At 46.4% G+C, this 25,005-nt stretch carries 19 protein-coding genes; 7 read left to right on the top strand and 12 right to left on the bottom strand.

From position 1 onward, the window contains the following. Nucleotides 1-248 precede the first annotated feature (248 nt). Nucleotides 249-2,087, top strand: a complete 1,839-nt coding sequence (locus EXM22_RS08770) for a DEAD/DEAH box helicase (RefSeq protein WP_149486153.1) — start codon at nucleotides 249-251, stop codon at nucleotides 2,085-2,087. A 46-nt stretch (nucleotides 2,088-2,133) separates the two neighbouring features. On the opposite strand, the gene pgeF is transcribed toward EXM22_RS08770, so the two are convergent. The 7 genes from pgeF to EXM22_RS08735 are packed head-to-tail and all read right to left on the bottom strand — an operon-like array spanning nucleotide 2,134 to nucleotide 8,240. Then, complete coding sequence (gene pgeF, locus EXM22_RS08765) at nucleotides 2,134-2,907, bottom strand: peptidoglycan editing factor PgeF (protein ID WP_149486152.1); 774 nt, start codon at nucleotides 2,905-2,907, stop codon at nucleotides 2,134-2,136. A 4-nt stretch (nucleotides 2,908-2,911) separates the two neighbouring features. Then, nucleotides 2,912-3,835, bottom strand: a complete 924-nt coding sequence (locus tag EXM22_RS08760; RefSeq protein WP_149486151.1) for a cation diffusion facilitator family transporter — start codon at nucleotides 3,833-3,835, stop codon at nucleotides 2,912-2,914. After that, nucleotides 3,832-4,542: a 6-phosphogluconolactonase gene (gene pgl, locus EXM22_RS08755; RefSeq protein ID WP_149486150.1), complete on the bottom strand. Its 711-nt coding sequence runs from the start codon at nucleotides 4,540-4,542 to the stop codon at nucleotides 3,832-3,834. Before pgl ends, EXM22_RS08760 begins: the two co-directional genes overlap by 4 nt. 27 nt (nucleotides 4,543-4,569) lie before the next feature. Then, nucleotides 4,570-5,046, bottom strand: a complete 477-nt coding sequence (locus EXM22_RS08750; protein WP_149486149.1) for an S-ribosylhomocysteine lyase — start codon at nucleotides 5,044-5,046, stop codon at nucleotides 4,570-4,572. Between the two features lie 29 nt (nucleotides 5,047-5,075). Further along, complete coding sequence (locus EXM22_RS08745) at nucleotides 5,076-5,786, bottom strand: 5'-methylthioadenosine/adenosylhomocysteine nucleosidase (protein WP_149486148.1); 711 nt, start codon at nucleotides 5,784-5,786, stop codon at nucleotides 5,076-5,078. After that, the gene (pth, locus tag EXM22_RS08740; RefSeq protein WP_246157097.1) at nucleotides 5,783-6,379 is read right to left on the bottom strand and encodes an aminoacyl-tRNA hydrolase; all 597 of its coding nucleotides are present in this window, start codon (nucleotides 6,377-6,379) and stop codon (nucleotides 5,783-5,785) included. The genes EXM22_RS08745 and pth overlap by 4 nt, the downstream gene beginning before the upstream one ends. Further along, on the bottom strand, nucleotides 6,360-8,240 hold the full coding sequence (locus tag EXM22_RS08735) for an N-6 DNA methylase family protein (protein WP_168203423.1): 1,881 nt from the start codon (nucleotides 8,238-8,240) through the stop codon (nucleotides 6,360-6,362). The genes pth and EXM22_RS08735 overlap by 20 nt, the downstream gene beginning before the upstream one ends. Before the next feature lie 162 nt (nucleotides 8,241-8,402). On the opposite strand from EXM22_RS08735, the gene EXM22_RS08730 reads away from it, so the two are divergent. Together EXM22_RS08730 and EXM22_RS08725 are read left to right on the top strand one after the other, a co-directional pair. Next, a complete protein-coding gene (locus EXM22_RS08730; protein ID WP_149486146.1) occupies nucleotides 8,403-9,632 on the top strand; it encodes a hypothetical protein in 1,230 nt (409 codons plus the stop codon). Next, nucleotides 9,629-10,318 (top strand): hypothetical protein, encoded by a 690-nt coding sequence (locus tag EXM22_RS08725; RefSeq protein WP_149486145.1) that lies wholly within the window; start codon nucleotides 9,629-9,631, stop codon nucleotides 10,316-10,318. The genes EXM22_RS08730 and EXM22_RS08725 overlap by 4 nt, the downstream gene beginning before the upstream one ends. Nucleotides 10,319-10,323: 5 nt before the next feature. On the opposite strand, the gene EXM22_RS08720 is transcribed toward EXM22_RS08725, so the two are convergent. From EXM22_RS08720 to EXM22_RS08710, 3 genes are read right to left on the bottom strand one after another with little or no spacing between them, the layout of a single operon-like run. Next, nucleotides 10,324-11,241, bottom strand: a complete 918-nt coding sequence (locus EXM22_RS08720; protein WP_149486144.1) for a transcriptional regulator — start codon at nucleotides 11,239-11,241, stop codon at nucleotides 10,324-10,326. Then, nucleotides 11,231-11,929: a metallophosphoesterase family protein gene (locus EXM22_RS08715; RefSeq protein ID WP_149486143.1), complete on the bottom strand. Its 699-nt coding sequence runs from the start codon at nucleotides 11,927-11,929 to the stop codon at nucleotides 11,231-11,233. Before EXM22_RS08715 ends, EXM22_RS08720 begins: the two co-directional genes overlap by 11 nt. Continuing rightward, nucleotides 11,926-13,302, bottom strand: coding sequence for a tetratricopeptide repeat protein (locus EXM22_RS08710; protein WP_149486142.1), 1,377 nt, complete (start codon nucleotides 13,300-13,302; stop codon nucleotides 11,926-11,928). Before EXM22_RS08710 ends, EXM22_RS08715 begins: the two co-directional genes overlap by 4 nt. Nucleotides 13,303-13,451: 149 nt before the next feature. On the opposite strand from EXM22_RS08710, the gene EXM22_RS08705 reads away from it, so the two are divergent. Both EXM22_RS08705 and EXM22_RS08700 read left to right on the top strand, forming a co-directional pair. Next, on the top strand, nucleotides 13,452-14,252 hold the full coding sequence (locus tag EXM22_RS08705) for a tetratricopeptide repeat protein (RefSeq protein WP_168203422.1): 801 nt from the start codon (nucleotides 13,452-13,454) through the stop codon (nucleotides 14,250-14,252). 18 nt (nucleotides 14,253-14,270) lie between these two features. Further along, the gene (locus EXM22_RS08700) at nucleotides 14,271-16,358 is read left to right on the top strand and encodes a tetratricopeptide repeat protein (protein WP_149486140.1); all 2,088 of its coding nucleotides are present in this window, start codon (nucleotides 14,271-14,273) and stop codon (nucleotides 16,356-16,358) included. 6 nt (nucleotides 16,359-16,364) lie between these two features. Here the strand turns inward: EXM22_RS08700 and mutL are convergent, their stop codons facing one another. Together mutL and EXM22_RS08690 are read right to left on the bottom strand one after the other, a co-directional pair. After that, on the bottom strand, nucleotides 16,365-18,161 hold the full coding sequence (mutL, locus tag EXM22_RS08695; protein ID WP_149486139.1) for a DNA mismatch repair endonuclease MutL: 1,797 nt from the start codon (nucleotides 18,159-18,161) through the stop codon (nucleotides 16,365-16,367). A gap of 13 nt (nucleotides 18,162-18,174) precedes the next feature. Next, a complete protein-coding gene (locus EXM22_RS08690) occupies nucleotides 18,175-22,872 on the bottom strand; it encodes a hypothetical protein (RefSeq protein ID WP_149486138.1) in 4,698 nt (1,565 codons plus the stop codon). Between the two features lie 93 nt (nucleotides 22,873-22,965). Between EXM22_RS08690 and EXM22_RS08685 the strand changes: the two genes are divergently transcribed. Both EXM22_RS08685 and EXM22_RS08680 read left to right on the top strand, forming a co-directional pair. Beyond that, entirely contained in the window at nucleotides 22,966-23,886 is a 921-nt protein-coding gene (locus tag EXM22_RS08685) for a hypothetical protein (RefSeq protein WP_149486137.1), read from the top strand. 5 nt (nucleotides 23,887-23,891) lie between these two features. Further along, nucleotides 23,892-24,995, top strand: coding sequence for an ion transporter (locus EXM22_RS08680; protein WP_168203420.1), 1,104 nt, complete (start codon nucleotides 23,892-23,894; stop codon nucleotides 24,993-24,995). Nucleotides 24,996-25,005 lie beyond the last annotated feature (10 nt).

Below are 25,005 nucleotides of genomic sequence, written 5' to 3'. Positions count from 1 at the left end.
TCTACTATATCGACAATTATATGTAAAAAATATATACTTATTGGGATCGTAACCTGAAAAGTAATGAAAATAGGTTACATTTAACAGGAGTCTCCCGGTGTGGAGTTCTCAGTACCCGTATGAATTTACTGAATCAATGGTTTCTGATTTTGAAGAATAAATGATTTTCAGGCAGACAACTAAGCAATGATATGAATAATTCCGACCGGACTAAAAAATATGCTACAAATGTGTGAGATACAATTTAGATGAAATTTACCGAATTTAATTTTAATGAGAATATCCAGAAGGGTATAGAATCGGCAGGCTTTAAAGAGTGCATGCCAGTACAGGAACAGACGTTCCAGACTATTTTAGAAAACAAAGATGTATTTGCCCAGTCTCAGACCGGGACAGGAAAGACCGCAGCGTTTCTAATTTCAATTTTTCAATTATTAGGCGAAGATAAACACTTTAAGGGGCAGAAAGCCCTCATCATTTGCCCCACAAGAGAACTGGTCGTTCAAATCGAAGAAGAAGCTAAGGTTCTGGGGCAGCACCTTGATTTTAGAATTGGAAGTTTTTACGGAGGTGTGGGATACAACGAACAGGAACAATCCCTGGCCGATGGATGCGATATCCTTATTGGCACCCCTGGAAGGCTGATCGACTTTAGTAAATCAGGGAAAATTCGATTTTCAGAGATGGGAATTCTTGTCATTGATGAGGCTGATAGACTTTTTGATATGGGATTCCTACCCGACCTCAGGAAGATTTTGAGTAAAATGCCCGCTGCGGACATGAGGCGGACCATGCTTTTTAGTGCTACCTTGAATGCCAAGGTGGGGAATCTTGCCTGGGAGTATATGAACAATCCCGGTGAAATTGTGATTGAACCCGAGCAGCTTGCCGTAGAGGCCATCACTCAGGAACTCTACCATGTCAGTGCTGAAGAAAAAATGAAGCTTCTTCTGGGCGTAATGAAGCGGGATAAACCCGATACAGCTATTATCTTTGCCAATACGAAACATACAACCTATGAGGTCGCTAAACGGCTGGAGCATAACGGATATCATGCGAAGTGCCTTATGGGCGATCTTCCCCAGAAAAAGAGACTCAAAATTGTTGAAGAAGCCAAAGAGGGAAAAACACCCTTTCTTGTGGCGACAGATGTCGCTGCCAGAGGACTCCATATCAACGATCTTTCTCTGGTAGTCAATTATGATGTGCCTACAGACGCAGAGAGTTATGTCCATCGAATTGGTAGAACTGCCCGTGCAGGAAAGACTGGTAAAGCCATCACTCTGGCCTGTGAAAAGTTCGTATACGGACTACCTGCCATTGAAAAACTTACGGGACAGAAAATACCCGTATCCTGGGCCGATGAAGATCTGATGGTTGAAGACAAGAGTGAAGGAATGCGTTTTCACTTTGATAAAAGGGCGGGAGCTTCCGGAGATCATCAAGGACGCCGTGATGGACGAGGCCGTCCTAGAAACGGTGGTGGTGTCAGCCGGAAATACAGCGGAGGAAACAAACGTCCTCTGGATGCCAGAGCCGCCCGTGTTCAGTCTGCTGTTTTGGCCGTGTCGGGAACCATGGATTCCGTTGATGAAGAAATCAAAAAGAGCAATACCCACAATGGCAGTGAAAAACAGAGCATAAGCCGAAACAGGAAACGTAAAAACTCATACAAGGGACAAAAGCCTACGGATAATCGATCCCGCAACCGTGGAGAGAACAAGGCTCCCGCCAGTCTTCCCATGGAACGGGTCAGCAGTAAGAACAGCATTGAAGATAGACTAGCCTATTACAAAGCCAAATACGGTGAGGATTTTCAGGCAGATAAAGGGACTATCAAATCTTTCAAAGGCGGATCAAAGTCCGGAAACGGCGGCAACAGGAAGAGATCCGGCCGCCCGGTTGCTCAGCGTTCCGGAAATAAGGGACCAGTCAATAATAGCCATGCAAACAAAGGGGCAACGAATAAGAACAGTTCCTCTAAAACATCTCAGAACCCAAAGAGTGCCCGCCCTGTAAATCAGGTGAAAGAAAAGGCTCCAGTTCAAAAGAAAGGACTTCTTTCCAGACTGTTTGGAAAAAAATAAACGGTTTCTTTCGAACATAAAAAAGGACTGCCCGGCAGTCCTTTTTTTATGTGCAGATATAGCTTGCCATCCGGCCGCATCCGGCCCCCTCTCGGCGCCAGGAATACAGATCAGTCTGGCAACAGCTGCAAAGATTGCTGCCCTCCATTTGTGTTTCTTTTATCCCCTTTGCTATCAATTGATGAAATACGGCTTTTTCAAGGCTCAGCCGCCAGTGATTTTTGCCGTCTTTTTTAAAAGCATTGAGAGTTTCCGGATAAGACCCTGTCAGAGCATCATAGACGGGGCTGTCGATTTGATAGCAGCAGCTGTCAATGGCAGGTCCTGCTACTGCTCGTATATTCTCAACATGACTGTACAGTTCACTGCACATCCGTTCCAGTACCTGAGGGACTATTCCTCCTGCAATCCCTCTCCAGCCGGCGTGTATCAGAGCCGCATATTTTTTTTCTGTATCAAAGAGAATCAGCGGTAGGCAGTCCGCCGTAAAGATCATGGCCTGAAGCCCCGGATGCCCGAGTATGATGGCATCTGTAGCGGGAATCGCCGTGGTTCTGTCCAGAGCTCCGAGGCCCCTGTGATCGGGTCCTGCTACAAAAGATCTGTTCCCGTGAACCTGATCGGCATAAATCCATTGATCAGCAGTTCTGCCGAGTTCTTCTGCCAGGAGGGCTCTGTTTTTGAGAATTTTCTTTCGATTCACGCCTTCCGGGGCATGGAGAGCCGTATTCATACCGGACACAGTTCCGGCTTGCACACCCAAATGATCCAGGGTCTGCCAGGTATGCAGGGTAAATCCTGCTTTTTTGTGAAGGATCAATGGACTAGAAATCCTCGGGGGTCAGGCCAAATTGTTCGCCGGACTCAATGTTACCCTCTGGTTCTACATGAACCATGATGTCAAAAATCTCAGGGAGGGCCTTTTTTATATTTTCTTCTACCTTGACGGCAATCCCGTGTGCTTCTCTGACAGATATGGTACCGCAAACTTCAATATCCAAGTCTATGTCATAAAGATTATTGAGCTTTCGGATTCTGGCTCTATGAGGATTTATAACTCCCGGTGTTTCTGTTGCAGCCTTGAATACCGTAGAGTATAGAGTGTCATCCGAGACACTATCCATGAGCTCAATGCTGGTTTCCATAAAAAGGGAATAGGCTGTTTTCATGATCCAGAGGCTGATGAAGAGCCCTGTGAGCATGTCTATGAGGGGCAGGTTAAAATAATAGGTACACCCCAGGCCTATGAGAACTGTCAGGGAAAGAATGATATCATTCTGCATATTCTTTGCATCCGCAATGAGCATAGAGCTTTTTGTAATTTTTCCTGCATTGTATTTGTTCAGAGCCAGAAGGATTTTCCCTATAATGGATATGCCTGCTGCCACAAGAGCCCATTTTCCTGGAAGCTGTCTAAGCTCATTTGTCAGCAGATTCTGGATAGTTGAAATAAACAGCTGGGCTCCAGCAAAGAATATGAAAAAGGAAAGTGCCTTCGTTGCAATTGTTTCGGCTCTGGCATGTCCCCAGGGATGCTCCTTGTCGGGAGGTTCATTGATGATATTGGCTGTGAACAGTGTAATCAAAGAGGTCACAATATCCGCGGATGAATCAATTCCGTCTGCAACTACGGCGATGGAACCGGAGAATAAACCGAGGATAATCTTAAGCAGTGCCAGAAATCCATTGCCTATGATACCAATCCAGGAGGTCCTGCGGATAATCTGAATTCTGGCATCCTGTTTCATTGTGAGAAATACCAGTAGGTTCTGCCTCTTTCTGGCTGAATCCGGCTCACAGGATAATCCGGGTGTTTTCCGATTTGGGGATGGAGAACCCTGTTCATTATCTCGACTTTTTCATTTCCTCCCCGCAGGAGCAGAACCGTATGATTACTTCTGTTCAGGGCAGGGAGAGTCATTGTTATTCTGCGGTGATAAGGGGCCAAGGGAGCCTCAATATCTGTGGCTACGGCCAATCTGGTGAGCTCGTTCTGTTCGGGGTATCCGGGAAACAGGGAGGCTGTGTGTCCATCGGGTCCCATTCCCAGGAGTACAATATCAAAGACACTGTTATTTTCAAGGTATTCCCTGATTCTCAAATGGTAGTCCCGGGCACCTTCCTGGGGAGTCAAATTCTGATTAATCGTAAAAACCTGACTGGGCTTGTGCTCAATTTTATCGAGAAAACTCTTTTTGATCATTCGATAATTGCTATCAATATGATCATCGGGTACGCAGCGTTCGTCTCCGATGAAAAAATCGACATGCTTCCAATCAAATCCATCGGAATTCTCTGCTAAGTATTTGTAAATTCCTTCGGGTGTACTTCCTCCAGAAAGGACCATGGAACAGCGTTTTCCATGAACGAGGGATAAGTTTAAGATTGTTAGTATATGCTTGGCTGCCTGCCGGCAGAAATCATTGTAGTCGTTAAATATCAAGGCTCCAGCCATGTTTATTAGCTCCTGTTTTTCTTTGGGTTATGGATAAATCAGATTACTGTCTTGAATAACATCCAAGACTTCTGAGAGAAACTTTCGAGATTCCCATGCTGCCATATCCAGATTTTGATCCAGATAGTTTCCGCAATCCTTGGCCGCTGCTCCTGGTATTTCACCCTTGTAATCGACAATAAAGCGGAACATATTTTTCATAAGTTCCACGATCTCGCTGGATTCCAGGTCTCCCTTGAGGAGGAGGTAACATCCCGTCCGGCAGCCCATTGGGCCAAAATAGATGATTTTGTCTTTCCACTGAAGATCATTTCTGAGGTAAGTGGCTCCCAGATGTTCCAGAGTATGGAGAGCTGCGTTGTCCATCACAGGCTCTCTGTTGGGTTCTTTTATTCTGATATCGAAGGTTGTGACTGTATCACCGCCTACTTGGTCTTTCCTGGAGACATAAATTCCCCTGAGGAGCTTATTGTGATCGATATTAAAACTTGGTATTTTTTCCATAGGACCTTCCCTTGTGATATTTTTAAGAATTACTGACTCAGAGTCTTGATGATTTTCAGCACAATATCAATGGAATTGCGCGCCGCAATGGGCAGAAATTCATCAAAGGAGATATGATTGTCTGTATCTCCGACTACATCGGAGATCGATCTGATGATGAGAAAAGCTGTTCCGAAGAGATGGCATGTCTGGGCCACAGCCGCGGCTTCCATTTCACAGGCTGCGACCTGTGGAAAAACCGTCTGTATTCTGGATATCTGATCCTCTTTTGAAATGAATGAGTCCCCCGAGGCGATCACGCCGCTGATCAAGTGAACTGTAGGGTCCTCGGATTTCTGGTTTAAAGCACAACTGAGGAGTTTTCGGTCTCCCTTGTAGGTCACCGGCATACCCGGGACCTGACCCGACTCATAACCAAAGACGCTGACATCCACATCATGATGGACTACCTCATCTGAGAGGACGATGTCTCCAATGGTCAGGTTTGAGTGAAATCCTCCGGCAGATCCTGTGTTGAGGATATATGAAGGGGACCATTTGTTGATCATGACAGCGGTTCCTACAGCAGCATTCACCTTGCCGATACCACACTGGAGCAGACAGACCGACTGTCCTTCAATCAATCCTGCATGATAGGTAAAGGCTCCTATTTTTTCTTCGGTTCGTTTGGTCATTTTTTGGATGAGCCCCGCCGCCTCTTCTTCCATAGCAGCAATAATTCCGATCTTTATTTTGTTCATAGGAAAAGTCCTTCCTGGATATTCATTTTTTTGCCTATTAGTTTATTTTGGTTTCCCTTGATGAATTCTTCAAGAACTCTGAGGCACCTATCTGATAAAATTTCCATCAGAGGCATCTCTTCTGCAGAAAATCGGGAGAGCACCCAGGAGGCAACATCTCCCCTTGATGGTCTGGAAATCCCAAAACGCAGTCTGTAGAACTCCTCTGTTCCCAAATGCTGTTTAAGAGACCTCAATCCGTTATGCCCTCCCAATCCTCCTCCGAATCTCAACTGGATGGTTCCGAAAGGCAGTTCTAGTTCATCATGTATGACAAGGATTTCCTCTGGAGCCAGATGGAAGAAATCCATGGCTTTCCGTACAGATTCTCCTGTCTTATTCATGAAACACAGGGGTTGCTGAAGTCGAATCTGTTTCCCCTCTATGCGGATGTCCACCATACGGCTGATAAATTTCTCAGTCCATCCGGGGGAGTACTTTTTGTCAAAGGATTCAAGGCACAGCCAAGCGGCATTGTGTCTTGTTTCTTTATACTGCAACCCAGGGTTTCCCGTAAATACAAGGAGTTTTATGTCAGCTTTGGTTGAAGACAATGCTTATTTCCTCTTTTGTCAGTTTAAAATGTCTGAAAATCATTTCATCCATAAGAGATTGAACATCCTGCCGTTTTTCTGCTCTTTTGGCAAGGTTCGAAACCTCTTTCAATTCATGTTTGTCCCAAAGGGGGAGTGGAAGTTCTTCCAGATGTCGGCGGAGCATCTTGACCGAGCGGTATTGATTGAACCACAGAAAGCGAAAGAGAGAGGAGTTATACCAGAAGGCAAACTCTTCCAAATCCTCTACTCGGGGAGGCACGAATCCATTGGCCGAGTTCAATGTGATAAATCCCTTCCTGTCTATTGAAAAGACGGGTTTATAACCTATAAAACGATAGGCAAGTTTAGGGCGTGCGTACTCTTCAAGTGGGCGGTTTTGCTGCAGCGGACCGTCATCGATCTTAAGGTAGTGGCAAACAGGATGGTGTCCGAAGGGATAGAGGTCTTTTCCGGTGAGTAGAGGGCGGGTTCCTTCTTCTCGGGATTCACAGATGAAACGCTTGTTGTCTCCAGTAACAACCCCCAATAACCACAGACAGCCCTTCGGGAGCTGTTTCACCTCTGAATTCCGTATTTTTTTGATGAGCTCCTGGGCTTCCAGGGAGCAGTGGAAATTGATGATCTTATCCGGATTCTGTACAAAACGGTTCAAAGGCTGAGTTTCTTTCTTATACAGTGTTTCAGAGCCCTTTATTTTCTCTTTACGGGTTGTGAAGACTGTTGCCTTTCTCTGCTTTCCCTCTTTTCGGAAATCACAGGAGACCACGGCTGTGAGAACCCCCTTGAAGAGTGCCCCCCTTGCCATGATTTTCAGGGGAGGAGCCTTATGAAGTATCCAGGTTCTGATGTCTTTGTGGGTCTTAACATAAAATAGTGATTCAGGAAGCAGAAAGGTAGCAACTCCACCGGGATGCATTTCATGGGTGCTGCGTAGCAAAAATAAAGAGGCTGATTCTGAAGAGCTGATTTCAGGGTAGGTTTGGAGCATCTCTTTTTTTTCTTCTGCACTGAGATGGGCGCCCCAGGGAGGATTCGTGGCAACTAGGTCGTCGCTGTTTAGCTGCCAGGTGGAAACTTTAAGGCTGTTTCCTTCTCTGATATTATTAAAGTTTTCCCATTGGGGAAACCTTGAAAACAAATTGATCCTGCTCAGGAATACGGATGTTGGATCACTGTCCATGCCTCTGACGCAATCTGGATTCCCTTTCTTTTCGGCAAAACGGCAAAGAAATAGTCCGGAACCGCAACAAGGATCATAGAGACCATTTGTCTGCTTCACATAGGGAGCTATCATTGAATCAATAATGCTTGCAGGGGTAAACCAGGCTCCCTTTCTGGACTTGGTACCCTCATTCCTGAGGGTCTGGTATATAAGACCGGGCAGGTCGGTTTCACGTTGAAGGTTCTGATTTTGGTAAGAGAAAAAATCACGAGGCATGTTTAAAGACCGGTGCTTTTCGTCTTGGGGAAGGCGGCTCAGGCGCATCTTGAGTTCTCTTTGCATCACAGGAGCACAGGAAGACTCCCTGATTAGGCCAAGCAGGTTCCACTGAGTCGTGGAGTTAGACCTGAGCTGGAGGAGACCTTTTAATACAAGAAAATGCAGGGAGAAGAGAAGAATTTTTCCTTCCAGATTCAGAGGCTGAAGGAGGAGCACATCGAGGATGTTCTGGAGGGACTCTTTGTTTTCCTTAAATTGAAGCAGTTCCACCGGCAGGATATGGCGGGATGAATTGAGCTTGTTGGCCCGGCTCACAAGAGTTGTGGAGGCTTTTTCGGCAGATTCCCTGCGTTTGTTCCAGTTCCTCAGTGTGTGGGTGCTTATGTTCAGGGTCTCTGCTTTTTCCTGGAGATTCATAATTCCTTCTGATGTCATGGACGTATTCACGTATACCGACAGATTATGGTATAATTAGTTTTGCCGGATCAAATTTCCAAGGACTTAATTATAGCCCGACCTGTCCACTCTCTGTCTTGTTTCCGGCAAAAAAAAATAAAAAAATCATTCTGGAGACAGTCATTGTCACACATTAGTCATTATACAGTCCTTACTATTCCTGAATCGGAAGGAAAAGGGGTCTCCTTGAAGGCATCCGTTCATGGTCAACCACCCGAATCGGGCCGATTTCTCCTTTTCCCAGGCAGACTGTCTTTGCGAATAAAACAGCTTCTACCTCTGCCCGGTTCAGATGAAGTCATTTTGGAATTAAAGGGCCTGTCCAGAGCCAAATTGAACAGAGGAAACGTGCTTATCCCTGAAGAAACGGGGGCTACAGAGGGTCGAAAAGCTCTTGTCCTCTGGAAAAAAAAGATCTCCTCTGTCGATTCAATGAGCCTCAAGTTGAGGGACACAGCAAACCTCATCAGTCCCGATTCGGTGAACTGTCGGGAAGGGGACAAGGCCGTCATTTTGAGTTCCCGAGTTCCATTCTTGCAAATTCCAGGGCAGATTTATACATTGGAAGGGAATGGAAAGACTGGAGAGTGCCTCCTGTTGATGAGCGAACCATGGACTATGGATGAGTTGAAAAAAATGAAAGCCAGAATCAGCAAAATCAGTAACTTCCCCGGTGAAGAGGCTGTTATTTCCATGAATCTTCGAGTTCGTGGTGCTGTAGCCTTGCCACCCCATTTGCTCGATAAAGAGTTTGATGGGTCTGTCAAACTGGCTGGATGGGTTTTGATGTCAAGGGTCTATGACAAGGCGGTGGCGACTGTGGATAAACGCTGCAGGGCAGAGGAAGGCCTCTGTGAAGAGGACCTGCCCGGTCTCTTGAATCTGCCTGCCAGACTCTGCCGCGAGGTCTGTGACCTCCTCATAAGTGAAGGTAAAATTATCAGAAAAAAGGGATACCTCTTCAATCATTGTGATGACCATAGGGCCTTTTTGTCTCCCATGAGCCGTATGTGGCTGGACAGCCTTGAAGAGGCTGGTAGCGAGGGTCTTCCTCTGAAGGAGACCTTCAAGATGGGCAGCCGGCTGGAAGCCATGGAGAAAAGGGGGCTAATCCGCGTCTTTGATACCTTTGTGGTTGAAGAACAAGCCTTTAGAAAACAAGCCGACTCTTTGCTGGCCAAACTTCCGCGGGGAGCCGTCTTTGAACTCTCCAATTTGAAGGGACTCACAGATTTAAGCCGGAGTCGACTCCTACTGTTTCTGGATGCCCTGGAAAAAGAGGGCAAAGTCATCTGCAATGAAGATCATCAACGCTATGTTGCTGAACCCGAGAGGGAGCCTTCAGAACCTTGAAACCCTTTCTTTTTCCGGCAGCTTTTATGCTTCTGATCCTTTCCTGTTCAGGAAGTCCACCTGAGATTCTCAACAAGGATTGGATGGTGGTTCATACCTATGACCAGGAACGGGGGGGAATCTATACAGAACTCAACTTCTTTGCCCAGCTCTCTGATGAGGATGGGCTGGAGGATCTTGATGAAATGTTGATTCTCAAGGATGACCAGGGGTGGTTCTGGAAGTTGAATCCAGAGAGCTGGGTTAGTTCTTCACGAGATGGAGAAAACTGGATTGGTGCTAATGGAATGACCCGGGGCAGTGATCTGCCTGGAGGGGAGTACCGGCTTCTGATTGTCGACCGCAGCGGTCAAAGGGAAGAGTCTCTTTTTAGGCTGGATGTGTCGAACAAACCCTCGGGCATTCATGAATTTCCACGGGCCCAGCTGCAGGGTGATTTCATAAGACTGGATTCAGCAGGTCATGATCCACTCGCCCTTTGGTTCTATAATGAAAAGGGTGATTTTGTAAGCGAAAAGTATGTCTCTGCAGGTTTGTATTCCCTGGATCAACTGCTGGAACAGGAAGAGCTGCAGATTGTTAACTGGTTTATGTTGTATTTTCAGGATGAGGAGGGTGGATTCGGTCTAAAATCAGGGCCATATCTGCTCAAAGTACCAACGATAGCGGGACAAGCCCCTTTTTGAGTCTTCTACTCCACAGGATTAAACTTCTGCTGCAGCCATTTTAGTGGGTTTTTAAAAAAACTATAGCCGAATTCCTGGGTATATTTGGCCGCCGCCGCCTCCAGGGGGTATTCGGGACCGTATTTTTCTTTCATATAATGCCACTGTTTTACGATCCAGATATAAAGGTCCGCTTCGGTTCGTCCGGGGAATCGGGAGAGCAAATTGGAGTCTCGGATCACCTTCACTATGGGAGTATAGAGGTTTTCATACCAGGATCGTGCCGCTACGGGTAGGAGTATCTCCTCTTCCTGATTCATATTTATAAAGTACTTGTGTCCCAGGATATGCTGTAACATCTCCTCGTATCGACCGGGAGCCGTGAAAAAGATCTCCCCCTCTTCAATGATCCCATCCAGATCAGTTTGCTTCAGAATGAGATTCCGTTCATACTCTATGACAGTCCTTTTCAGATCCATCATATCCATCTTTGAAGTGAGTTCCATCTCAGTGGAAAGCTCTGTTACTTCGGCATCAATAGAATATACACCCTGTGCCTTAGCCACGGAGACCCTGTGATTGCCATCTCGGACAAAGTAAAGATCTCCAATTTTATACAGCATGATAGGCGGGAGGTTTACATCTCCCATATAGGCTTTATCTATGCTTTCCCAACGTTTTCTCAGATGTTCCTTTTTGGGGAAAAAGGCCTTGTTGAAATCACTGTAACGTCCTTCGCTACCCGCAATCTGGTCAATATTAACAGCCTGCATTCCTCTATAGCTTTCAGAGCTTGTCTTAATCAGGGATTTTACATCATAGAATGACAACAGCTGTCTTCTCTCAGGCTTGAGGATGTTCATGATTGTATTGAACAGAGCTCTGCTTTTAGCTCTGTTAAAATCAGATGAAGCCTGGGAATTCATTAAGTTTTTATCCATCATTTTCCTCATAATCCAGTAGGTAATGGTCATATGTATTGATGACAGTTGTTTCATTATAAAGGGTGACCCGTTTGTCGTTGAGAGAGTAAAGGTGAATATGGCCGTGGAGGAGATAACGGGGTTTGTATTTGTCCATAAACCAGAGAAAACTCTTGAATCCTAGGTGACAGGGGTCTTCCTTGTCATGGATTCCCCGGGGAGAGGCATGGGTGAGCAGAATATCCAGATACCTCCCATGACGCCATTTGTTCCAGATCAACCGGGGGGCCATTTTCAGCATTTTGATCCGCATTTGAAACTCACTGTACTGATTGACTCCCTTGTTGTAACGGAGACTGCCTCCCAGTCCGGCAATGAGAAGGTTTTTGGATTTGAGACGCAAGACTCTATCCCCTATGTAGGTAGCTCCGAAGCTGTCATTGTAGATATTTTTAACGGCAGAAGGGTCGGGCCCTTCACTGTTGAAGGGTGATGATTTTTCCCCTTTCTTAAATGTATTATACCGCTTGAGGTTATGGTTCCCAAAGACAAAAAACAGAGGTCTATTCAGGCTGCTGACAATGAATCCGTAGTATTCCAGAGGTAAGTCACCCGCTCCCAGGACAATTTCGACCTCTCCGAATCGCTTTTTAATGTTTGGTGAATATACAAGAGGGTCTTTATGGTCGGCAACAATGAGTATTTTCATTTCCGCAGTATGACTTTATCGGCTTTTTCAAGAAGATCCTGCAATTTTCCCTTATCGATAAGTTCAATTGGCCTGGACTCGGTAAAATCTTTGGCAGCTCTTGTAAATTGGGAGCTTGTGATCATAATACCTCGCGATGCCTTCAGTTTCTGCAAATCCTCATGGAATTCCCGAACCTGAGGTTGATCTATATTATCAGTAATTCTGTAAAAATGGATGAGGTGCGGCATTTTTTTTGTATTCCGCCACTGTCCTATCGATTTTTCGGTGGCTATGATCTGGCAGCCGAGGGATGTAAGATTCTGATCAGAAATGCTGAACTTCATGACTTCCATCAATTTGGAACACAGATTTAGAAACTCCTGGTTGGATGAGGTTAGATAATCCTTCATCCTGTCATTTTCCCTGAGTTCCTGGAATTGGCTCAATTTCTCGGCTACATCCTTGAAGGATTGCTTCTTGCTGTAAATTGCCTCCCACTGTTCAATGGCTTTTTCAATATCCCGGCGTTTTTCATGACACATGGCCAAATAGTAGCGGGCAAAGAGGGTTGAATCATCGGGTTTATCCTGAGACAGTTTTACTGCCCGTTCCAATTCGGTGGCTCCCTTGTCAAAATTCTTGATGGCTATGAAGCAGATTCCTCTCTCTATGAGTGCTTTTATCTTGAATTCGCTATCTTTTTGGGCCTGTTCAAAAGACTGGATTGCACTCGTATAGTTTTGAGCTTCTTTATGCATACGGCCCAGGAAAAAATGAGCCTTGTAGTTGTCTGGTTTCAGTTTCAGTGCCTTGGTCAATATAATCTTGGCATCGTTGTACCTCTTTCCCTTATAGAGCAGAATTCCCAGGCTGAAATGAGCCTCTGAATTGCGGGGGTCCATGTCAATTGCCTTTTTATAATACTGGGCAGCCTGGGGATTTTTTTTCCGTTTTTCGAAAAGAGCACCAGCCCGGAAGTAATAATCGGGGTTATAGGGCTCCATTTTGATCAACAGAAGGTACTCCTTAAGAGCTTCCTCTGGAAAGTTAAACTGGTCATAGAGAGCCGCTATTCTTGGGCGAAATTCATTTTCTTTGCAGTATCCCTTAAAATCGTTGAGATTGCTGACTGTCTTCAGTTCCATCAGAGCCAGCTCGGCTTTCCCATCCTGTTCAAGAGCCTTGGCCAGGAGGTAGTGCGCCTCACTGTTCCTTGGCTCCTTGATGAGTATGTGTTTGGCGATACGTATGGCCTGAGCATTTTTATTTTGTTTAACAAGATCAGCCAGGGACGCCACTTTTTTTGGAGCCATTACAGATTTGATGATAAAAAAGGTAAAAACGGCCAGCGCAGTGCCGAAAATTATTATAAGGATGATGATAATATTCATGTACTCCCCGAAAAAAAATCAAGCCCTCTGTTAGTAGAACTCATCGATAGATCTAGTACTTCACTATGGATAAGGAAGGTTTTTTTCTGTATGTTAATAATCTAAACAGTTTCAATGAATCTGTCAAACCAAAGGGAGGCCCGGGCTGTATGGTAAACAAGGGATTTCTTACAATTGTTTTTCTTTTGCTCAGTACGTTCCTTCAGGGTGCTGATTTTTATGAAACAGGTCTGAATGATTTCAGGGAGGGGCGCACAGATCAGGCTGTCCTGAATCTTGAGAAAGCCCTCCAGAATGATCCTGTTAATGACAGCGCCTGCCTCTATCTGGGTATCCTTTATCAGAATAAAGGCGATCTTTCCCGTGCGGAGAGTTACTACTCCAGGGGACGTGATATCAGAGGATCTCAGTATGAAAATCTGACATTCAATCTGGCCAATCTGTATTTTAATGGAAAACGTTATGATCAGGCGTCTTCTCTTTATGAGATGCTTCTCCAGTCTCCTGGAGAACAACGGACAGCGTCTCTTTTGAATCTAGCCAATCTGTCTGTTGCCACCGCATCCTATGATGCTGCCATAGATTTGTATCTGGACTATCTTATGGAAGATCCTGAAACAAATCAGAGGGAGAACATAGAAAAAATGATCTCTTTACTCAGAAAAACCCTGGATGAGCGAGAAGCTCGGAAACTGGCAGAGGAACAGCGGATTCAGCAGGAACGGGAGCTGGCAGAACAGAAGGAACTGGAAGAAAAACAGAGGCTGGAAGAAGAAGCCAGACAGAAACTGCTCGCAGAGCAGAAACGGCTGGAAGAAGAGGCTAAACAGAAGGCCCTTCTGGAGGATATCCTCAATAGCCTGAGTAATTCCGGGAAAGAAACCCGGAGCATCACGGCTGAAAGTGAACAGTTAAAAGAAGAATTTGAAGAATCAGGTCTGGACGACTGATGACCACAAGGAGATATAATGTTTGATAATAGACGCAGAGCTTTCATCATAGGCGGGGCAATCCTTCTACTCATACTCATGGGATTACTCACCTGGTTTATCCTCAAAAGTCCCGGAGGGTCTCAGACACATCCGGTGGCAGAAGGTTCATCAAAGCGAAGCAATATTATGATTTTGGCTCAGGATTATCTGGATCAGAGGGAGTTTCAGAGGGCCCTTGATCTTCTGGATGGATTGCTCATCGAAGATGCCTCCGATGAGGAAGCCCGGGCACTTAGGGATAAAATTATCCAGGCAAAAAAAGATTACGATGAGCAGAAGAAGCAGGCCGATCTTCAGCAGCTGGAAGAACAGAACCGTAAACTCCGTGATAGTCTGGATGATCTGGGAAATTCACTCCAGAATCAGGAGGGTGGTTCAGATCGAACTGCCGAAATCCTGGCCCGGGAACAGGAGCTGCGGCTTCAAAGAGAGCAGGAGGAAGCCCGCAGGGAAGAAGAGCAGAGAAAAGAGCAGGAACTACAAAGAAAAGTAGAATCCCTGGTTCAACAGGGTGAATCAGCCCTCGAAGATAAAGAATATGATAGGGCTATAGATCTGGCACGGCAGGCTCTGCTACTGGATCCTACATCTGCAAGAGCTTCCACTTTGAAACGTGAGGCGGAACAGGCACGTAAGGATGCTGAATCCGAGGCCGAAAAACAGGCTAGGGAAGCCAAAGAAAAGAAAATTAGCACCCTTTATGAAGAGGGCAGTTCGGCCTTAAGACGTGGTTCCTGGTCCGAGGCCGAAGGCAAAGGAAAGGAAATCATCTCTCTAGAGAGTCAGGATGCGCGGGGGTATACCCTGTTGGGACAAGCCCAATACAAGGGGAACCCTGATTCATCGGCTGTCCGAAGTGAGGCCCGGGACAATCTGAAAAAATCAATACAGCTGGACCCTTCCAACTGGGAAAATCTTGTGACCCTGGGTGATATTGCCGCAAAAGACGGAGAGCTGGCAGAAGGAATTGATTATTACAAGAAAGCCACAGGGCTGAACAGCCGGGATGCCAATTTATATTATGAAATGGGTAAACTCCAATACAGAGCTAAGCAGTATTCGGAAGCCCTGGTATCCTTCAAGAAGAGTGAAGCCATTGACCCCTCTGTTGTGGGGAATTATTTTGCCATGGGACTCACCTACCTCAAGCTCGGAAGGGATGCGGACGCCCTGGCAACAATGAAACTCAGCATAAAGTTCAGGCCCGATCATGCTGCTTCCTACTGGGAAGCCGGAAAACTTTCTCTCTCCCAGGGGATCGTCACCGGTGGTATCAGTTACTTTAAAAAGGCTTCAGACCTTAAACCGGAGGAAGGCAAGTATCTAAGGAGCCTCGGTGCCGCCTATTACATCAATTCTGAATACGATGCTGCCATTGCTGCCTATGAAAAGGCCGCGAAGCTGAATCCTACTGATGGTGATATCTATCAGAACATCGCTCTGATCTATCAGGCCAAGGGTGATCCTTCTTCGGCCTTGAACTCGGCAGCCCAGGCAATTAGAATTGACCCCTCCAATAGTCGTTATATCTATACAATGGGTGAAATCTCCGAGGCTCTAGAGCTGACTGATCAGGCTATTCTGTCTTACAAACAAGCCATTGCGGCAGATCCCTCCTATGTCAAACCCAGGATCAATCTCGGGGTGATCTATGACAGTCAGAAAGATTATACAATGGCCCTGACTTACCTCAAAGAAGCGGAGCGTCTCGATCCAGGTTCTTCTGTGGTATATAATAATCTGGGAAATGTCTTTTTACATATGGAAGACTATGTTCAGGCCGTGAACAGCTATCAGAAGGGGCTCAAACTGGCCCCCCAGGATGAAGAAATACAGTTTAACCTGGCAAAGGCATATCTGAATGACCTTCAGAATGAGAAGGCTGAGAGTGCCTTGAAGCAGGTGATCAAGCTCAATCCTGTCAATTGGGATGCCTGGGATAAATTGGCTCACGTACAGTTTTCACTGGGACGGAAAGAGGATGCCACAGCTACTGTAAATGAATTGCTGAAGAAGAATCCCAGCTATGAAGCCAAGGATGAGCTGGAACAGATGATCCGATGATTTCCTTTATACTAGGCGTCCAACCAGACCATAAAGTTCATCCCTGGACAGCCTGAACCAGAGCAAGCGGCCATGGGGACAACGGGGGTTTTCCAATGTTAAGGCATTACGGAGGAGTGTTTCCGCCGCGCCTGGGTCTATGGGATCGCCTTCCTTGATGGCGTTTCGGCAACTCATGGTGGCGTAAAGCTCTTTTTGGAGTTCCGCAGGGCTGCCCTTGCGGCATTTCAGGAAATCGGCAATCGCCTGTTCCATATTCAATGCAGCACGGGGTAGGGATGTGATTTCCCACATTCCTGCCTGTCCTGGACCAAAGGATATCCCCAGACTTTCAAAGAGCCCTCTATGAGCTTCCATGAAGCGTATTTCTTCCTGGGAGGCCTCGAATTCAAAGGGAATGAGAAGATCCTGTCGGGGGGGAAGCTCTGTTTTATACTTTTCAAAAAGCATTTTTTCATGAGCCGCATGCTGATCCACTATAAATAGTGAATCACCCAGTTCCGCTAATAAGAAGACCCCCATAATTTGCCCCATATAACGAATCTCTCCTTCTCCTATAGGCTCTGAGGCTGTTAGAGGGGAGTCCTGATATGTTGGTTTATGATCTGTCTCTTTGGGATGGAGATGACTGCGAAGAGGTGCTGTCTCTCTCACAAGTTCGGTGAAACGTCGGGTCTGTGCCTCGGGTGTTGCAGGATAGGATTGATGGGAAGTAGGCCACTCTGTCTTGGCTTTGGCTACACTGTTGTTGGGTTGAGGATGCCCAGCCAATTCCTGCTGAGACGCTTCGGGAAGGGTCGAACCCTGAAAAACGGGCCGGAATTCTCTTAAAAAATCCTTGATAAGATTGACAAGTTCATGATGGAGTGCCCCCTGATTTCGGAAACGGGCTTCTCTTTTTGCAGGATGGATATTGAAATCGACAAGTGCCGGATCAACATCCAGAAAGGCAAAACAGACGGGGAAGACTCCACCGGGGAGAAGTTCATCATAGCCATATTGCATAGCCTGGATGAAGGCGTATTCATCAATCCTCCTATTGTTGGCATAGACCTGCATATACCGGCGGTCAGAGCGGTTCCATTCGGGGCGACCGGCTATGATTCTGATCTTGGCTCCTTCCATTTCAGTGCTTCGTTCATCCATCATACCCGCCGGGCAGGCATCACCAAAGGCGCTGCTCACTCTGTCTCTTAGACTGGAGGGAGGGAGAACTGTTCTGATTTTCTGATTCATTGTCAATTGAAAATGGATGTCCGGAAAGGGAAGAGACTTCTCTAAAAAAGTCTTTCGGCAGAGAGTCCCCTCTGAACCGGGGTTTTTAAGAAATTTTCTCCTGGCTGGTATGGAATAGAATAGATCCTGAGCATCTACTATGGTTCCTTTGTCTCCTCTCCAGGGCATGGGTTCTGTTATTTTTCCATCCAGAATACTGAGTCTCCAGCTTTCGGCATCCCTGGATGTCGTGATTTCAAGGCGGCTGCTGGCGGCAATGCTGGAGAGGGCTTCCCCTCTGAATCCCAAGCTGCGGATGGTCATAAGATCATCTTCTGTCATGATTTTGCTGGTGGCATGGGGCAGACAGCAGAGCTTCAGATCTTCCCTGCTCATGCCCAAACCATTGTCTACCAGTCGGATACGGTCAATGCCGCCTCCTTCCAGACTCAATTCAATTCTGCTTGAACCGGCATCAATGGCGTTGTCCATCAATTCCCGAACAATGGAGTTTGGACGATCAATGACTTCTCCTGCGGCAATTTTACGAGCAACTGACTCTTTTAAAACTTTGACCTGTGAATTCATGAGTTATAAGATATCAGAAACTCATTTCCAGCTCCAGCCCCAACTCAAAGCCGTTGCGGAAGACTTCTTCTTGTCCTCCCAGGCCCAGAGCCATCCAGCCTGTGATTGACCCCAGACCAGTAATGACCAGTTTGGATTCATGTCTGAGGGTCGTGTCGAAGCTGGTCTCTGTACTGTCGTCCTGGTCAAAGTATCCCGTGAAGATCAGTTTCTCTTCATGCTGCATCCGTGAAGGCTTCATCACAAGGTAATCCATGAAGGGGAAATTGAAATAGGGCTGTTCTTGCTCAAACCACCTGAAGATGAGCTGGAAGTCGTCCTGTATATATTCGCTCAGCCATTTTTGGGTGTACCTGTTATCCAGGACAATTTCCCAATCGGATTCACCCTTAAGGGTCAGATAATTCTGATAGATAATCTCTTCAGGCTCTGGTGTCCATAGATCACGCCCACCCATAACGAGTTGGAGTGAACTGGAGATCTCGTCCGTAGCATAGAAGTCAAAATGGGGATAACGTCCCCATTCACCAAAGAGATTCAATGCCGTCTGGAGGACTTGAACAGACCAGTTATTCTCCAGATATAGGGTATCATCCTTCTTGTAGTACTCTCTCTGAACTGCAAAATCCATGCTTGACGGGATAAAAAGATCACTGTAGTGAGATCCTGAAAAACGTGTAAATCCAATATAGGCCTCAGGTGTGTATTCCGAATCATCTGTCATTGTCAGAGTTCGTTCAAAGTCTCCCATATTGTCATGTCCGAAAATTTCATAAAATGGAATGAAGTTTACCAAAGGAAACTGACTTGCCGTCACTGAGAACAGGGTGTCCAAGTCATCTCCAAAGCTGTTGTTCTGCTCCGGGTAGACTTTCTGCACAAGTTCACGCCGGTAACCCGGAGTGATTGTCCACGGGCGCGTTGATGATGAAATTTCCATTGGAAAAGATAGGTCGGAATACCAGCGGTTTTCCTGCTGCCATTCCACCTGTTGGAGGGCATCATATTCCAACCTTGTTTCCCAGCTGAAGCCTAGAGCTTGGGATTGACGCTGGACATTGAGGGCACTCAGGCCTTCTCTGCTGCTAATATCCTCCTTAAGAGGTTTTAGGTATTGAAAATCACGGGACCACTCAGTGAAGTAGTCTGTGGAATCGGAAACCCAATCTGATGTCTGATACAGATCAAAACTGAAATCCATGCTGCTCTTGGATTTGGGACTGATGTCTAGCAACCCTCCCCATCCCTGTATGATCTCATCCTCTGAGGCGGTGCTGGATCCTTCGGCTTCCAGGGTGAGAGAGGGCAGGGGGCTTAAATGGATCACATTGGACCGGGCCATTGTGTCATCACCCGGATAAAAAGTGCGGGAGTAGCTGTCCGAAACCCAGCCAAAGCGGGACTGGGAGGGAATCCTCACAAGATGACCTCCCGAATAGAGGGTTTCATCTTCAGTCCATACCATTTCGACATCACCTTGAAGACGGATATTTAAAAGATCTATTCCACTGGATAGCTGACTCTCAAGACGATTCTCATCTGTATTAAAATAGGAATCTGACGTATTGTTGGTATAGTTGAACCGGCTCATGACATCGAAGTCTGCCATAAGAGGGAAGCCTCCTGCAGAGGTATAAATCACGCCGGGTTTACTGTATTCCACTTGTGTTTCGATGGATGTACCCGTAGAAAAGGTGGGATCGGAAAAATGGACTTCATCTATCTCCATGGAAGCGGAAGGAACTCCGCTGCGGGTCATATTGAACCGTGAGAAGTCTCGTGCATCCTTATCCATGGTTAAGGCCGTGACACGGCTGGCTCCGGAGAATCCGGCACTTCCGTTCTGTAAGTCCACAGTCAGCTTTTCCCACTGAGTCGATCCGGGTTCATATTCCACTATGACACCTTTTCCGCTGCTGTCTGTCACAGAGAAGCTTCCGGCTCCCTGGGTGCTGTCATTTTTGACATAGAGGCTGAAACTTCCATAGTCGGTCACAGGAACAGCGTTGAACCAGGCCGTCCCGCTGATGGTATCTTCAGAATCAAGAGCTTCACCGCCGGTGCTCTCGGCTCCCCAAGAGAGTTCAAGGACCTTCTGATCTTCATCATCGGGGTGAAATATGGAGAGAACTTCCGGAAATTTCTGGGATAGAACTGTGTCGCTTCGCTCCCGGACATCCAGATCTTCTGCATCTCTCTGGGTGTCTGTTGCATCGATCACTGACATTTGCAGGGGAGAGCCTTCTCCTCTGAAGCCTCCCACAAGGAGTTCTCCTTCAGACCTTCCTGAGTCTGTTGATTCCAAAATAAAGCGGAAAGACCGCACCCTGGATAGTTTTTTCTGTTCTTCTTCGGTGAGAAGGATGCTCACCTGCTCCCAGGTTTGGGCATCGGCGGGTATCTGGTCTGTCAGGTCCCTCTCAATCACATATTGAGAGTCTCCGGAATCAGTACTTCCGTCTTCATCCAGATCGTCATACTCGCCATTTTCACCTATTCTGACTTTGAGTTTCAGGTTATCCTCGCCCAAATTCTGCCTATAGAGGTAAAAGCTAAGCTCTGAATAGCTTGATAGATCAATCATATCCGAGTCCACCGGCAGAAAATCTCCGGCGGACCACTCTTCTTTACCCAGATCATAGGACATGACCATGACCCTGGATGAAAAAGGATCATCCGATGATGATGCGGCTATGGATGGCCCCTCTTCACTTGTGTCTATGGAGACTCCAGCCCAGGAGTAGTCATTGAGGTAGGTTTGTCCGGTGTTATTTGAAGAGGTGAAGTCTTTGTAAATCAGGGCCTTTCTATCTTGAGAATCAGGGGTATCTGTCAGACTTGGTGTTAGGGACAACTCGGAAGGAACCAGCTGATCAGCGGTGAGGGAGAATGAAAACCCACTCTCATCCATACCCAAAAGCCTGAGGTTTCCCGCCGTGTCGGATGTGGAAATATTCAGGCTGGTATTGACCATCATATCCAGGTTCTCCGTGTCGTAGAACCAGGTTCCTGCCAGTTCTATCAGACCCGGACTCTCACCGGCTTCGTCGGTCACCTGATCTTCGGGCAGAGTCCAGCGGAGAGACTCTGCCAGTTCCACTGTCATGTTATCATTCAGGAAAAGTCTGTTCCCCTGAGCCAGGAAGAGATCGCCTCCAGTCAGGCCGACCGATTCGGTTCTGTAGTCAATCTCAATACTATCTTCCGGAAAAATATATCGTGCGAAAAAAACTTCACCCGTCTCATAATTCACTTCGGCAGTCTTGTCTTCTATGCCGTTCACATAGACCTTGACAGAGCCCTCAATCAGGTTGGTTCCCAAATAGTAGTTGCTGCTGTCTTTTTTCACCGCAATGAGCAGTTCCCTGGAGATTTCATCGCCGTCGCTGACCCGTCCCGGGCCGTAAACCTCGGGGTTCCCCGGAGCAAAAGGCACTCTGTTGTCGGGACTCCTGTTTTCAGTGTTCTCCAATACCACCCGGAGAATCCGCCTGTCCAGATCATCTGTTTCTCTGAGGTAGACATAGGGGAGGTCATCTTCTGAAAGGCCGTCGGAATCGACAAGGGATACGATGGTCCTCCAGGATTCGGAGGGAAGGTTGGTATAAAAGAGGTAGCGATTATACATTTGGAAGTTGCTGAACTCCCCTGGATTATGAACCATCAGGGCATCATGTCCGTCAATTGTCACCAATGAGCTATCCCTGAAGTCTCGCCCATCCAGGTCATAGGGATTCTCCTCATCCCAGCCAAAGGGCAGTAAGTCTTCTGTGGGGTCGGGCCTGCCTCTGGCGTCTGGAGCCATGATAAAGTCTTTCGATATTCCGGAGGATCCTACAGGACTCCCTCCCTGGGTATAATAGACAAGAACACGCCCGGAAGAGGCTTCCTGTAGGTTTACAAATCCCTCGGTCAGGTCGGCTGTGTAGGCAATGTCGCGGCTGGTGTAGCGCCGGCCGTCTGATCCTGTGTATTCACCAGTACTGCTTTGTTGATATACCGTTAGATTGGAAATATTTGTATTGGGCAGGATGAAATTCTGGCCATCCTGGAAAGAGGAGAGTTCCAATGTCTCTCCATCAATCTCATACTCTCCCAGAAACTCCTTGGTTTCCATTTCTGTCGGGTCATAGCGTACCATGATCTCATGGCGTGACCTGGTGGTCTCAAAGGAGGCCATGATTCCGGGAGTATTGTATTTTGGACTGGAAACATCTATGCCTTCGTATTCACCGATTCCGATCCCTGCATTTCCTATTCTGACTTCCTTGAGTGAGGTTGACTCATCTCCCACATAGCCCATGGCATAGGTGTTTTTATCATAACCCTGAGTAAATGAGGTTTCTAGAAAGTAGTGATTCATCAATAAGACGGAGAGGAAAAAATCTGGTTCCTGGGAGAACTCAAGTCCCTGCTGGAGGCCGGGATAGGCTTGTGGAAAAATAAATTCACCACTGTCTATTTCATACCCTGTTCCGTAGCTCAGGCTGTAACGCCAGAACCCTTCCCAGAAAATATCTGTATTTACACCGCCTAAATCCAAATCAAATATATGTTCCGGTGCCTCTTCTCCCTCTTCCGAATCCAGGGGATAAGTCTCATTTTCTTCTTTGGTAATATCCTCTGTTTCCTGGGCTCCAATCAGTAGAGGGGAGAAGACGAGGAGGAAGAAATAAGCTGTTATAATAAAAAGAAATGTTTTCTGTTTCATTTGTGTACTATGATTAACATACAAAGAGGGTTTTCAAGAATAAGCCTCATCTTACCGATTATTAAGCAAAACCAAAAATTTGGCTGGCAAAACATGGAAAACGACAAAGCGAAAGCTCAGCAGTTCCTTAATAGACTCATGCAGAATCCCAGTCTAAATGGATTTTCTGCTCTCCAGAGAGAGGATCAACTACTGCAATTCTTCATTATCAATGAAGACAAACTGAAACCCACACTATCTTCTCCTGCTTACTTTAACGGTTGGTCCTGGACGGATATTTATCAAATTATGACCGATACACTTTATGATATCACAAACAGGGAGATTCTACCGCAGTTAGAGTCAGAAATCTTCGATCGGACTAATTATGCCTATGTTAATTTTATGAAATATCCCCCCTTAACAAAGGATGTAAAAAAGCAGCTTTATGAAGCTCTTAGAAAATTACTGACCGTTCCCGCGGGAAGGCAGAGCCTGGCCGGCACCCTAACAGCATTGCGTTCGGGAATCTTGAAACGTTATGTAATGCTTGGATATGAAAGACAAAAATACATCCACTTTGAAATCACCAAGGTTCAGAGGCTGCGCATGCCATTGGAGGAGATCTATCATCTGATGAAAACAACCATGTTCATCAACTCTCTGGCTATTCTGTACACTCCTGAAGGGGTCTCAAAACAAAGAGGGAATCAGAATCTCTCACCCGCTTATGCAGAAAAAATCACAAAACGCTTAGGTAAACAGATCCCCGGTCTGCCTGAACCTATCATTCGGGGAGGAATCAATGGCCAGCTTCCGTTTCAGGATAATCCAAAGCTGGAGACGACAGCCAGGATTTCATCCATTTTTTCTTCTCGCTGTTCCCAGATGAAAGAGGGAATGACCATTGACAGAGGAGCTGCCGCTTCAGATCAGAGCTGGTTCAATGTGGCCAGGCGCAATTACAAATATTATGGATATGATTTTGATATGCTCACAGAGTTTTATAACATATCCGCAGAAAACGGATGGTGACCCTTATGAAGCTCAAGAATTCTATAGAAAATTTCATTCTCTTCGTGATTTTTCTCGTTCTTATCCAAACCTTTGCAGAAGATCTTGCCGTCCTTATGGGATGGTCCTGGGATATCCGCCGGACGCTGATCTATACAGGGTTTGCCTTTGACCTCTTTTTCTCTGTGGAATTTATTGTGCGCTATTTTAATTCTCTCAAGAAAGGCAGGGCCATGCATTATTTGGTCAGAGAACGGGGATGGATAGACCTCGTTGCCTCACTGCCTCTTCTGATCCTCAGTTCCGGTCCGGCTGTCATTGCCTTAATGCAGGGTGCGGCTTTTGCTAGTGCCGTAGGCATGTTGAATATTTTGAAGGTTGTAAAAACTGTCAGAATTGCCAGAATCTTAAGACTTCTGAGGCTCCTCAAGGTCTTTAAGAAGATCAAATTTGTAGATTCACCCATGGCTCAGAGGCATGTTACCAGGATCATTACTACGGTTGTCTCCGGTTTTGTTTTGTCCATGATCGTTGTTTCCTTTGCTCTGACTCTCATTCCTGTGAAGGGTGTTGAAGAGGATTTTGTCGAGAAACACAGACTCATGGCTCAAAGGGCAGACAGTTTGGCCTCGGCTGGTGATTTTCGGGCAATTTTGGAATTTGAAGAGTATGAGACAGTGCTCATGCTCAGATCAAAAGAGGGGACTCTCTACACACGGTATAATAATGATCAATATAAAAAATGGTTTGGTCCATCCGATTATGGTTATGTCCAATCTGGTGATATTGAACTCTTCTATAATTTAAAACCTCTCCATGCGGGAGGAGCCGGAGATAACCTTCTTATCTTTGTTTCCATTCTTCTCGTCCTGATTATTCTTATGGTGACCTACAGCCCTCATTTTGCCCTGACAGTCACAGATCCTGTGAACATCATGCTCCGGGGGATGTCGGACAATTCCTATAATCTTGAAGTTTTGATTCCACCCGAATATGAAAGCGACGGAGTGTATCGCCTTGCCCAGCAGTATAATGAAGAGTATCTCCCCCTGAAGGCGCGGAACAGTGACCATCAGCAGGGGAGGACTCTGGCTCTCAAGGTAGACAACTTTGACGACCTTTTCAAATAAGATTTTCCGA

Origin of the sequence: Oceanispirochaeta crateris (genome assembly GCF_008329965.1) — a bacterium.
In the GTDB taxonomy this organism is placed as follows: Bacteria; Spirochaetota; Spirochaetia; order DSM-2461; family DSM-2461; genus Oceanispirochaeta; species Oceanispirochaeta crateris.
The sequence above is the reverse complement of the archived record's forward strand: the minus strand, read 5'-3'. Positions and strand labels throughout refer to the sequence as shown.

Excerpts from the sequence above, each read along its gene's own strand:
- EXM22_RS08700 (WP_149486140.1), top strand. The coding sequence starts at position 14,271 with ATGTTTGATAATAGACGCAGAGCTTTCATCATAGGCGGGGCAATCCTT.
- EXM22_RS08685 (WP_149486137.1), top strand. The coding sequence starts at position 22,966 with ATGGAAAACGACAAAGCGAAAGCTCAGCAGTTCCTTAATAGACTCATG.
- EXM22_RS08735 (WP_168203423.1), bottom strand. The coding sequence starts at position 8,240 with ATGAATCTCCAGGAAAAAGCAGAGACCCTGAACATAAGCACCCACACA.
- EXM22_RS08680 (WP_168203420.1), top strand. The coding sequence starts at position 23,892 with ATGAAGCTCAAGAATTCTATAGAAAATTTCATTCTCTTCGTGATTTTT.
- pgl (WP_149486150.1), bottom strand. The coding sequence starts at position 4,542 with ATGGCTGGAGCCTTGATATTTAACGACTACAATGATTTCTGCCGGCAG.
- EXM22_RS08710 (WP_149486142.1), bottom strand. The coding sequence starts at position 13,302 with ATGAATATTATCATCATCCTTATAATAATTTTCGGCACTGCGCTGGCC.
- EXM22_RS08750 (WP_149486149.1), bottom strand. The coding sequence starts at position 5,046 with ATGGAAAAAATACCAAGTTTTAATATCGATCACAATAAGCTCCTCAGG.
- EXM22_RS08705 (WP_168203422.1), top strand. The coding sequence starts at position 13,452 with ATGGTAAACAAGGGATTTCTTACAATTGTTTTTCTTTTGCTCAGTACG.
- mutL (WP_149486139.1), bottom strand. The coding sequence starts at position 18,161 with ATGAATTCACAGGTCAAAGTTTTAAAAGAGTCAGTTGCTCGTAAAATT.
- EXM22_RS08745 (WP_149486148.1), bottom strand. The coding sequence starts at position 5,786 with ATGAACAAAATAAAGATCGGAATTATTGCTGCTATGGAAGAAGAGGCG.
- EXM22_RS08720 (WP_149486144.1), bottom strand. The coding sequence starts at position 11,241 with ATGATGGATAAAAACTTAATGAATTCCCAGGCTTCATCTGATTTTAAC.
- EXM22_RS08690 (WP_149486138.1), bottom strand. The coding sequence starts at position 22,872 with ATGAAACAGAAAACATTTCTTTTTATTATAACAGCTTATTTCTTCCTC.
- EXM22_RS08715 (WP_149486143.1), bottom strand. The coding sequence starts at position 11,929 with ATGAAAATACTCATTGTTGCCGACCATAAAGACCCTCTTGTATATTCA.
- EXM22_RS08770 (WP_149486153.1), top strand. The coding sequence starts at position 249 with ATGAAATTTACCGAATTTAATTTTAATGAGAATATCCAGAAGGGTATA.
- EXM22_RS08760 (WP_149486151.1), bottom strand. The coding sequence starts at position 3,835 with ATGAAACAGGATGCCAGAATTCAGATTATCCGCAGGACCTCCTGGATT.